Genomic DNA, 9,181 nt, shown 5'->3' with positions numbered 1-9,181 from the left:
CGCTGCCGTTGCCCGCCTCGTCGATTATTTCGAAGGAGATATCGTGGTCGCCCTCCGCCAGCGGCTCGTCCGGCGTGAACGACCAGCTGCCGTCTTCCTCCACAACCGTTTCGCCAATGACCTCGTCGCCGTCGCTGACCACCACGGTCGCACCCGGCTCCGCGCCGTCGCCGCTGAAGGTCGGCGTAGGATCAGAGGACGCGCTGCCCGGATCGATGGCGTTGCCCGCTTCATCCGTAATCACTACGCCGGCAGTATCCACCCCTTCCGGCGCAGTGACATCAATCACCAAATCAACACTGTTGCTACTGCTGACGCCGTTTATATCGGGGCCAATAACCGTGATAGTGTGGGCACCTTCCGGTAATGCTTCCGGCGTAAACGTCCAGCTGCCGTTTGCCTCGACTACCGTTTCGCCCAGCAGCGCATCACCGTTAGCGATCGTCACCGTGCCGCCCGGCTGATAATTGCTGCCGCTGAACATCGGCGTGCTGTCGCGGGTCGCCTCGCCGCTGTTGATAATGTTGCCGCTGTCATCAGCAATCACTACGACAGGCACTATGCCTTCAGGCGCGGGGATATCCTCGTCCAGGATATTTTCCGGATCGATTAAGCCATCTTCACCACCGTTTTCGGTTTCGGTATTGCTCTGAGCGTCCACCACTACGTCCACGCTGTCGCTGACGCCGTTGCCGTTTATATCTGTGCCATCCACAACGATAGTGTGACCGCCATCCGCCAGCGCCTCATTCGGCGTAAAGCTCCAGCGCCCGTTTTCATCCACGGTGGTTTCGCCAATGACGGCTCCTCCATCGCTGATCACGACGGTGGATCCCGGCGCCATGCCTTCTCCGCTTAACGTAAGCGTGCTGTCGCTGATGGTATCGCCGCTGTTGAGGATATTGCCGCTGGCGTCGGTTAAAACGATGGATGGGCTGACCGTGGACGCGGCATCATCGTCGGATGAAGAGCCGCCGCCGCTGGAATGATTCGAGACGCCGATGCCGATCAGCAGCGCAGCTGCACCAATCCCCCCTCCCGCAGCCAGCATGACGCTATTGTCCCCCACGGTCAGAAGTTCAGCGGAAGTATCGGTGAGCTCATACACGGCAGAAGCCGGGTCATAGTCAAAGGCATACACGACGCCGTCCGGATCGGAGGCGGTCACGGCTGGCGGCACGTCCGGCGCGTAATTATCCAGCAATACCTCATAATTTTCGCCGGTGGCTTCGTCTGCCCATGTCAGCTTAAGACCGCTATTGCTTTTGGTGGCTTTAATTTGCGCGGGAAGGTTGCCATCATTACTGTGCACTTCAAAAGTAGAGGCGTTTGCAGGCGGCGTCAGAGAAAGAGGCTGTTGTGGAATTAAGTTGTGTCTGGCAATGACTTTACCGCTGACATCTTTGATGATTAATTGTAGGTTCATTTTTTCACCGATAATATATTTAAAATATATGAATAGCTTTCCGAAAATCACTACCCCGGTTGGAAAAAACAAATCATTACGGCCTGTTCAGGGACAGGCGTCTTTTTATTAAAAAGATAAGCGTCAAAAGTAATCTTAAAAAAATTAAGTCAGAATCAATAATATTCTGCCGTATTTAATCATTTTTTATTATCACGACCGTGCATTAAACAGCGTCGGCTGCGCTTGTTTTTTTCTGGAAATAATACGGCCTGATCATATCGCCTTTAAGGTAAACGCCTTTACCGCCCGTCATCTGGCAAAAGGTAATAAAATCATGAGGTACATGCAGCGAAAGCAGACGTAACTGCAACAGCTGCATCACCTGCCACAGCCGTTGATTGGAAGATTGCAGTCCATGACGATCCCAAACGTGATAGAGAATATCTTTGAACAGTACGGCATTGTCGTTGGCGTTCTGTAACAGGAAAAGAAGCAGACGCAGCATGGTCTCCCGCAGCCGATATTCTTTGATAGCGCTGTGGTTTCTCTTATCGAAATTGGAAATTCTACGATGGCTCAGATCAAACTGGACGTATTGTCCAATGTAGTAGCCTGCAATAATTTTCCCCAACGGTGCCTCCGATATAAGACGCTTACGGAAATCTTATTGCATTAATATTACATGTTTAAATTAATAATTTAAGCGCTTTGTTAAGAATGATAAAGATAAACAGATACATCTATACAATAAAATAAAAGCAGCATAAAAGCCTAATCAGTTTGTTCACAAGCCGTTAATAATAACATCTGTATAACAACATCCCAGAATTCTCCCTGTCGTGACGCCGTTTTTTACTTAACGGATTATTTTAACTTCCTGACAAATTCAGAATTTAATTCTGATAAAAACAATCAGGAACGAACCTGAGTTATTTTTATATAAATTAAATCAAAGGGTTAAATATAAAATTGGGTTTATCCTGGTGCGTAAAGATTTTGCTGTCTGTAGGTCAATAAACAACAATAAGGAGGATGAATACTGCTGTAAAATCTTGCTGACCGTCACGATTGTCCGGGCGTCAGCCTGTTGTCCAGCCAGTGTGTCGGGCGCGGAACCGGTATGACAGGTTCCCTCCCCCTACACCCATTTAAAATCTTATTTATTATTAATACTTTATATTCGTTTTAAAGCGGGTATTGCTTTGCAAAGACTTCGGCGAACCAGTCTATAAATACCCGGACTTTAGGTGAAAGGTAACGCCGATCGGGGTACAGAATGGATACGGGTTTAGTGACGGTGGCGTAATCGGTCAGGACTTCCGTCAATCTGCCGGCCTGGATATGCGGCTCTCATGGCGGCTTTCTCCTCCTTTATCAGACAAACCGGTAGCGCTTTGTTTCTTAGCAGATAAACATTAATGAGCACCGCTCATATTGTCGTTTTTCGATAAGCCATTATCAGTCGCGGTTATTTCAGTAAGATAGGAAGACCTTTCCTTCAGATAATCATTTATGACTCCTTCTCAGGCTGGCGCGCTGATGGCGACTCGCAAAACCTCCGGCTTTCTTTTTGTCGCTATTCTTAGCGCATTAATGGCCTTTACCTCGTTATCCACCGATATCTATCTGCCCGCCATGCCCATAATGGCAAAAGAATTACAGGGCAATGTGGAATTAACCATTACCGGTTTTTTGATTGGCTTTTGCCTGGCCCAGCTGATTTGGGGGCCGTTGAGCGACCATTTTGGCCGTCGGCTACCGCTGTTTATCGGCATGGCGCTGTTTATTATCGGCTCGGCGGGCTGCGCGCTTTCCACGACCCTGACGCAGATTGTTTTCTGGCGCGTATTTCAGGCTTTGGGTGCCTGTACCGGCCCGATGCTGGCGCGCGCGATGATCCGCGATCTGTACAGCCGTACCCGCGCAGCACAGATGCTCTCTACGCTGATGGTTATTATGGCGATTGCGCCGATTATCGGCCCGCTGCTGGGCGGACAAATGATTAAGGTCGCCTCCTGGCATGCTATTTTCTGGCTGCTGGCCGTGATTGGCGTGCTAATGCTGATACTGTTAGCCTGGCTGCCGGAAACGCTGCCCGCAGAGAAACGCGTCAGGGCGTCTTTAACCAGCGCCTTTCATAACTATGCTCTGCTGCTGAAAAACAGCCAGTTTATGCGCTATACGCTCTGCGTAACCTTCTATTACGTGGCCGCCTACGCGTTTATTACCGGCTCGCCTTTTGTCTACATTACTTATTTCGGCATCGACCCGCAGTATTACGGCTGGCTGTTTGCGCTGAATATTGTTGGCGTGATGAGCGTCAGCCTGGTTAACCGGCGCCTGGTGCATCGCTATCCGCTTGAAACCCTGCTGAAATTCGCCGTGGTCGTTGCGGCCGTCGCCACCCTGGTGCTGGCGCTGGCTGCAAAACTGGCTATCGGCGGTGCCGTACTGATTGCGCTGCCGATTTTTATTTTTTTCGCCATGAACGGCATTGTCGCCGCCACGTCGACGGCCGCCGCGCTGGATAGCGTGCCGCATATGGCCGGTTCCGCCTCGGCATTGGTTGGTTCGCTACAGTACGGCAGCGGCATCGTCTCTTCCCTGTTGCTGGCAGGGTTCAGTGACGGCACGCCCTGGACCATGGCCTGGATTATCGCGCTCTTTACGGTCGCCAGCGCGATGATAGCGCTGACCACGCGGCCGGGGAATTAGCCGGTCAGCTGCCGACAGGATAGGTCAGCACTCGCTACAAGCCTGCCGCCGCTGGCTTCAGTTATGAGCATGGCTAATAAGCTCTTGCGCATTATCCCCTCTAATCGAATAAATCTTTCTGCCGTATGCTTTTTGGACTCGTAAACAAAAGGCAACGTCATGCAAACAGTCACGCTAAACAACGGAATTGCCATGCCCCTGCTGGGCTTTGGCGTTTTTCAGATGACGGATGCGGCAGAATGCGAACGCGCGGTTATCGATGCTCTGGCAACCGGCTACCGCTTAATAGACACCACCGCGTCTTATCAGAATGAAACCCAGGTCGGTAACGCGCTGAAGCAGAGCGGCATTGCGCGCGACGAGCTGTTTATCACCACTAAATTATGGTTACAGGACGCCAGCTACGAGGGGGCAAAAGCGCAGTTCGAGCGCTCGCTGAACCGCCTACAGCTGGACTATGTCGATCTCTACCTGATCCACCAGCCCTATGGCGACGTACACGGCGCGTGGCGCGCGATGGAAGAGCTGCATCGTGTCGCTGGCGAAATCCGTCCGTAAAGAACGGATGGCAGAAAACATCAATATTCTCGACTTTACGCTGACCGACGCGGAAATGATGCAAATCGCCGCGCTGGATACGGCCACCAGCGCCTTCTTCTCGCATCGCGATCCGGCCATGGTGGAGTGGCTCACTAAACGCAAACTCGACGTCTGATGCCGTTCGCTAATCAGGCTCTCTGTTCAATCGCAAGGGGTTCAACAATGCAAAAACGTATTCTTGGTCAATCCGGGCTGGAAGTGTCGGCGCTGGGACTGGGCTGTATGGGGTTAAGCTTCGGTTATGGCCCGGCAACCGGGACGAAACAGGCCGTGGAATTAATCCGCGCCGCCGTCGAGCGCGGCGTGACTTTTTTTGATACGGCCGAAGTCTACGGGCCTTATTTAAATGAAGAAGTGGTGGGAGAAGCGCTGAAGCCTTTCCGCGATCGCGTGGTCATTGCCACTAAGTTCGGTTTTACCTTTGGTGAAGACAATAAGCAGCAGATCTTAAACAGCCGCCCGGAGCATATTCGCGAGGCAGTTGAAGGATCGCTGCGCCGCCTGAAAACCGACGTGATCGATCTGCTTTATCAGCACCGCGTCGATCCTGAGGTGCCGATTGAAGATGTGGCGGGAACGGTGAAGGATCTGATTGCCGAAGGCAAAGTAAAACACTTTGGCCTGTCTGAAGCGGGCGCAAAAACCGTTCGTCGTGCACACGCGATCCAGCCGGTAGCCGCGTTGCAAAGTGAATATTCGATGTGGTGGCGCGAGCCGGAGCAGGAAATTCTACCGGTGCTGGAAGAGCTGGGCATCGGCTTTGTGCCCTTCAGCCCGTTAGGCAAGGGGTTCCTTACGGGCGCGATCAAAGCGGGCACCGCTTTCGGCGAAGATGACTTCCGCAGCAAGGTGCCGCGTTTTGCCGCCGAGGCGCTGGAAGCCAATGAAAAGCTGGTTACTTTACTGGCGCAGCTGGCCGCAGAGAAAAATGCCACTTCCGCGCAAATTGCTCTGGCCTGGCTCCTGGCGCAAAAACCGTGGATAGCACCGATTCCCGGCACCACTAAGCTACATCGTCTGGAGGAAAACCTGGCCTCGGTCGCGATCCAGCTCGATCAAAGCGATCTGCATAAAATCAATCAGGCGCTGGAGACGATAAAAATCGTCGGCGAACGTTATCCGGCTGCGCTACAGGCGCGCGTCGGGCGCTAACGGTCAAGGCTTGCGGGACACCGTAAGCCTTTTCTTTTCGGCGATTTTCCTGCCCTGCGGGCTTCCCGCCGTTAAGGAGCAGGCTAAGCCATTCTCCGTTGATTAACGCAATCTTTCGCTCGCCAGTTTATAGGCCTGGCTGCGTTCTCGTTTACCTACTGCTACCACGGCAATAATGAGTACATTATCCAGCACCTGGTAAACAAGGCGAAAACCGGAGGCCCTGAGTTTAATTTTATAGCAGTCTGGCATTCCGGATAATTTTGCTGAAGGTATGTGTGGGTTTTCGCGCAGCTTTTTGAGCTTGTTTTTAAATTGCTCACGCACGCTGCTGTCCAGCCCATTCCATTCCTTCAGCGCCTCTTCCCTGATTTTTACCGTATAGCTCATGGCGGTCAGTCCAAATCCAGATCGAGTAAAGGTTGGCTTTCCCTTGCCTTAACCAGGGCGGCCAGTTCCCGATCGTCAATAATTTCAAGCATCTGTTCGTAAAGCTGCGCCGGAATACAATAGAACGCCGGCTGATTACGGTTAAGAATGGCTACCGGAAGGCCGGCACCGGCTTCTACCGTAGCCATAGGGTTCTTTTTCAGTTCGCTGACGCTTGCGCTTGTATCACTGAGAATAATGCTAGCCATATTACCTTCCTGAAAGACCTGTTAAGCAGTCTTATTGTAGAGCGGCTCAAGACCTGTTAACAAGTCTTTTTATCATCATGTTGCGCTGGCAGGAGGCAGTCTCAGGCAAACTTTTTTCGTTTTGCGTTGAGCCGACATACTGTTGTCCTTCCCACACGCGATCCTGTCCGTTTATGGTCTTCTGCGCGGCGTCATTCCTCGTCATTATTGACGTCTCAGCCCTACTCAACGGAGTCCCAAAATGACCGCTACCGTACTGTTAGTGATTGACGCGCAGGAATCTTTCTATCATCGTGGCTACCGCGAAACGTCAGAAACGCCCGCTTTTGAGCAAAAGCTCAGCGAGCTGATTGCCGGCTGCCAGGCCAGGGAAATCCCGGTGGTGGATGTGTTCCACGTCGAGGCGGACGGCCCGTTTTCGCTGGCGTCCGGCCTGGTGAAGCGCCTGCCTTTTTTGCAGCATCACGCCGTCGCTACCGTGCAGAAAACAGTGCATAACGCGCTGACCGATTCCGGGCTGGCAGACTGGCTGCGTCAACATCAGGTTAAACATTTAATTATCAGCGGCCTGCGTACCGAGCAGTGCTGCGAAACCACTGCCCGCGTCGCATCCGATTTGGGCTATAAAGTTACCTTCGTTACCGAGGCGACCCTGACTTTCCCGATTACGCATCAGGGCATTACGCTCAGCATCGCGGATCTGCGGCACCGCACCGAAAGCGTGCTGATCAACCGTTTTGCCGCTGTCGCTACCGTGGAAGAATGTTTGCTGGCGCTGGCGTAACGCGTCAGCTGCACTGGAGAAAAAGTATGGCGGTCCCGGTCTGGTTTTTAACGCTGCCCGGCGTGATGACGCTGGATATCACCGGCCCGGCGGAGACGCTGCAGCTGGCCGGCGATGCCTTTAGCCTGCGCTATATCGGCCCGCAGGAGAGCGTGCCGACCTCGACCGGCATGACCATAGGCCAGCTGGCACCGCTGCCGGAAAACCTGCCTGACGGCAGCCTACTGGTGGTGCCGGGCGTGGCGGATTCCAGCGTCGCTTTCGATACGCCGCAGGCTATTGCCGCGCAGCACTGGCTGATGCGCCTGCAACCAGCCATTTATGCCAGGCAAATTACGCTGGTTTGTATCTGTTCCGGCGCCATTCTGGCGGCGCGCAGCGGCCTGTTGCGCGGCATACATTGCACGACCCATCACGAAGTCATCCATCGGCTGAAAAGCGCTGAACCTACCGCTATCATCAAAGAAAACCGCATTTTTGTGGAAGATCGCGGCATTTGCACCAGCGCAGGCATCACCGCAGGTATCGATCTGGCGCTGCATCTTATCCATCGCCTGTGCGGCCCGCAGACGGCGCTGGCGGTGGCGCGGGAAATGGTGATTTGGTTCCGCCGTTCGGGTGACGATCCGCAGCTTTCACCCTGGCTGCGCTATCGCAACCATCTCAATCCGGCCATTCATCGTACGCAGGATTTGCTGATTGCCCGGCCGGAGCGGGACTGGTCGCTGGAGGAGATCGCCGGGCGCGTGCACGTCAGCGCTCGTCATCTGACGCGCCTGTTCAGGCAGCATTTGGGGATTAGCGTACGGGATTATCATGAACAGCTGAGGCTGGCGCTGGCCCGACAGCGATTACAGCAGGGCGAAGGCACGGAAAAAGCGGCGCTGGCGGCAGGATTTTCTTCTTCACGGCAGCTCAGGCGGGCGCTTCAGCGCTGGCAGGAATAAAAAAGAGCGTCGGCGATAATCCTGTGCCGACGCGCTGTTTTTAATGCTTTACGCTGTCGATAAAGGTCTGGCGGGCCGTTGTGGAACCCAGCCGTTCGGCCTCGTTCAACAGTTTCAACGCTTTATCCACGTCTCCGGCCTTCACGGCCTTTTTAATCGCCTCGTTAAAGTAGCGATCCGACTCGGCCAGCATCGGTTCCGCCGGTTTCGCTGCCGGAGCAGGCTCCGCCCGTGCAGAATGACCGATAACCGCCGGCGCGGCAGGCGCAGGCTCGGAAGATGGGAACAGCTGGCCGATCATAACGTTACCGGCTTTCTGCTCGGCGGTGACCTTCAGGCTGATCTTGCCCGTTGGCGTGTGCGTGGCGATGGGATCGGGGATATCCGGCACCGCATTGCCCACGCCCGCCGCATAGGCTTTGGCAGGATTGACCATTTGCGTGGTCGACTGAAGGTTTTGTTGCGTGGTGTAAACCAGCAGGTAAATCTGCTTCTGGCCCAGCGCCGGGGTCAGCTTCAGCGTGCCCTCCAGCCTGTCGCTGGAGACCAGGCCCGGCTTTTGATAAGGAAAATAGCTGGCAGGATAAAACGCTGCTGGCCGCATCTGTTCGTCAAGCACCAGCACGTTTGGCGCATATACCGTTTTGCCCGTCACCAGGCTGGTCAAAACGATCTCCAGCGAGCCGCGATCGGCAGGCAGTGAGAAGGCCGCAGCGGCGCCCTGAATTTCGCCCTGATTAATCTTCGTTGCGGTGCTGCCGAGCGTCACATCCTGCGTGACGGGCGGCACCAGCGGCGTCCAGGCGAGGCTACGCAAGGTTTGGGCAGAAATTTTCGGGGCGGCGGAGGCATCCTGCTGAGCCGCCTGCGCGCCAGCGATCAGGCTGAGCGACAGACAAAGAGAGAGCAGCGTCTTTTTCATCAGAGTTTCCTTGTT

Annotated in this window: 9 protein-coding genes and 2 pseudogenes; 5 read left to right on the top strand and 6 right to left on the bottom strand. The window is 54.1% G+C overall.

Features of this window, described 5'->3' with window-relative positions:
• The 3 genes and pseudogenes from AB3U87_RS13105 to AB3U87_RS13095 form a co-directional block, all read right to left on the bottom strand.
• Nucleotides 1-1,426, bottom strand: a 1,426-nt coding sequence (locus AB3U87_RS13105) for an Ig-like domain-containing protein (RefSeq protein WP_394149312.1), incomplete at its 3' end; no start/stop codon positions are given.
• 205 nt (nucleotides 1,427-1,631) lie between these two features.
• Complete coding sequence (locus AB3U87_RS13100; protein ID WP_301251524.1) at nucleotides 1,632-1,913, bottom strand: hypothetical protein; 282 nt, start codon at nucleotides 1,911-1,913, stop codon at nucleotides 1,632-1,634.
• A gap of 680 nt (nucleotides 1,914-2,593) precedes the next feature.
• Nucleotides 2,594-2,755 (bottom strand): annotated as a pseudogene (locus tag AB3U87_RS13095) (LysR family transcriptional regulator); the annotation flags it as partial.
• A gap of 165 nt (nucleotides 2,756-2,920) precedes the next feature.
• Here AB3U87_RS13095 and AB3U87_RS13090 point away from each other — a divergent pair.
• The 3 genes and pseudogenes from AB3U87_RS13090 (at nucleotide 2,921) to AB3U87_RS13080 (ending at nucleotide 5,875) form a co-directional block, all read left to right on the top strand.
• The gene (locus AB3U87_RS13090) at nucleotides 2,921-4,123 is read left to right on the top strand and encodes a multidrug effflux MFS transporter (protein WP_301730593.1); all 1,203 of its coding nucleotides are present in this window, start codon (nucleotides 2,921-2,923) and stop codon (nucleotides 4,121-4,123) included.
• Nucleotides 4,124-4,282: 159 nt separating this feature from the next.
• Nucleotides 4,283-4,838, top strand: a pseudogene (locus AB3U87_RS13085) (aldo/keto reductase).
• Between the two features lie 47 nt (nucleotides 4,839-4,885).
• Nucleotides 4,886-5,875, top strand: a complete 990-nt coding sequence (locus tag AB3U87_RS13080) for an aldo/keto reductase (RefSeq protein ID WP_253456583.1) — start codon at nucleotides 4,886-4,888, stop codon at nucleotides 5,873-5,875.
• A gap of 102 nt (nucleotides 5,876-5,977) precedes the next feature.
• Here the strand turns inward: AB3U87_RS13080 and AB3U87_RS13075 are convergent, their stop codons facing one another.
• Together AB3U87_RS13075 and AB3U87_RS13070 are read right to left on the bottom strand one after the other, a co-directional pair.
• Nucleotides 5,978-6,265, bottom strand: coding sequence for a type II toxin-antitoxin system RelE family toxin (locus tag AB3U87_RS13075; protein ID WP_253456585.1), 288 nt, complete (start codon nucleotides 6,263-6,265; stop codon nucleotides 5,978-5,980).
• Nucleotides 6,266-6,270: 5 nt separating this feature from the next.
• Nucleotides 6,271-6,513: a type II toxin-antitoxin system Phd/YefM family antitoxin gene (locus AB3U87_RS13070; RefSeq protein WP_253456587.1), complete on the bottom strand. Its 243-nt coding sequence runs from the start codon at nucleotides 6,511-6,513 to the stop codon at nucleotides 6,271-6,273.
• A gap of 241 nt (nucleotides 6,514-6,754) precedes the next feature.
• Here AB3U87_RS13070 and AB3U87_RS13065 point away from each other — a divergent pair, with 241 nt between their 5' ends.
• Both AB3U87_RS13065 and AB3U87_RS13060 read left to right on the top strand, forming a co-directional pair.
• Nucleotides 6,755-7,297, top strand: a complete 543-nt coding sequence (locus AB3U87_RS13065) for an isochorismatase family protein (protein ID WP_253456588.1) — start codon at nucleotides 6,755-6,757, stop codon at nucleotides 7,295-7,297.
• 26 nt (nucleotides 7,298-7,323) lie between these two features.
• On the top strand, nucleotides 7,324-8,244 hold the full coding sequence (locus AB3U87_RS13060) for a GlxA family transcriptional regulator (protein WP_301251531.1): 921 nt from the start codon (nucleotides 7,324-7,326) through the stop codon (nucleotides 8,242-8,244).
• A 40-nt stretch (nucleotides 8,245-8,284) separates the two neighbouring features.
• Here AB3U87_RS13060 and malM read toward each other — a convergent pair whose 3' ends face one another.
• Entirely contained in the window at nucleotides 8,285-9,166 is an 882-nt protein-coding gene (malM, locus tag AB3U87_RS13055; protein WP_253456592.1) for a maltose operon protein MalM, read from the bottom strand.
• Nucleotides 9,167-9,181: the final 15 nt, after the last annotated feature.

It is taken from the genome of Erwinia plantamica (assembly GCF_043420595.1).
In the GTDB taxonomy this organism is placed as follows: domain Bacteria; phylum Pseudomonadota; class Gammaproteobacteria; order Enterobacterales; family Enterobacteriaceae; genus Erwinia; species Erwinia aeris.
Note: the sequence above shows the minus strand (reverse complement) of the source record. Positions and strands in the feature narration are given on the sequence as shown.

Excerpts from the sequence above, each read along its gene's own strand:
- AB3U87_RS13100 (WP_301251524.1), bottom strand. The coding sequence starts at position 1,913 with ATGCTGCGTCTGCTTCTTTTCCTGTTACAGAACGCCAACGACAATGCC.
- AB3U87_RS13090 (WP_301730593.1), top strand. The coding sequence starts at position 2,921 with ATGACTCCTTCTCAGGCTGGCGCGCTGATGGCGACTCGCAAAACCTCC.
- AB3U87_RS13080 (WP_253456583.1), top strand. The coding sequence starts at position 4,886 with ATGCAAAAACGTATTCTTGGTCAATCCGGGCTGGAAGTGTCGGCGCTG.
- AB3U87_RS13075 (WP_253456585.1), bottom strand. The coding sequence starts at position 6,265 with ATGAGCTATACGGTAAAAATCAGGGAAGAGGCGCTGAAGGAATGGAAT.
- AB3U87_RS13070 (WP_253456587.1), bottom strand. The coding sequence starts at position 6,513 with ATGGCTAGCATTATTCTCAGTGATACAAGCGCAAGCGTCAGCGAACTG.
- AB3U87_RS13065 (WP_253456588.1), top strand. The coding sequence starts at position 6,755 with ATGACCGCTACCGTACTGTTAGTGATTGACGCGCAGGAATCTTTCTAT.
- AB3U87_RS13060 (WP_301251531.1), top strand. The coding sequence starts at position 7,324 with ATGGCGGTCCCGGTCTGGTTTTTAACGCTGCCCGGCGTGATGACGCTG.
- malM (WP_253456592.1), bottom strand. The coding sequence starts at position 9,166 with ATGAAAAAGACGCTGCTCTCTCTTTGTCTGTCGCTCAGCCTGATCGCT.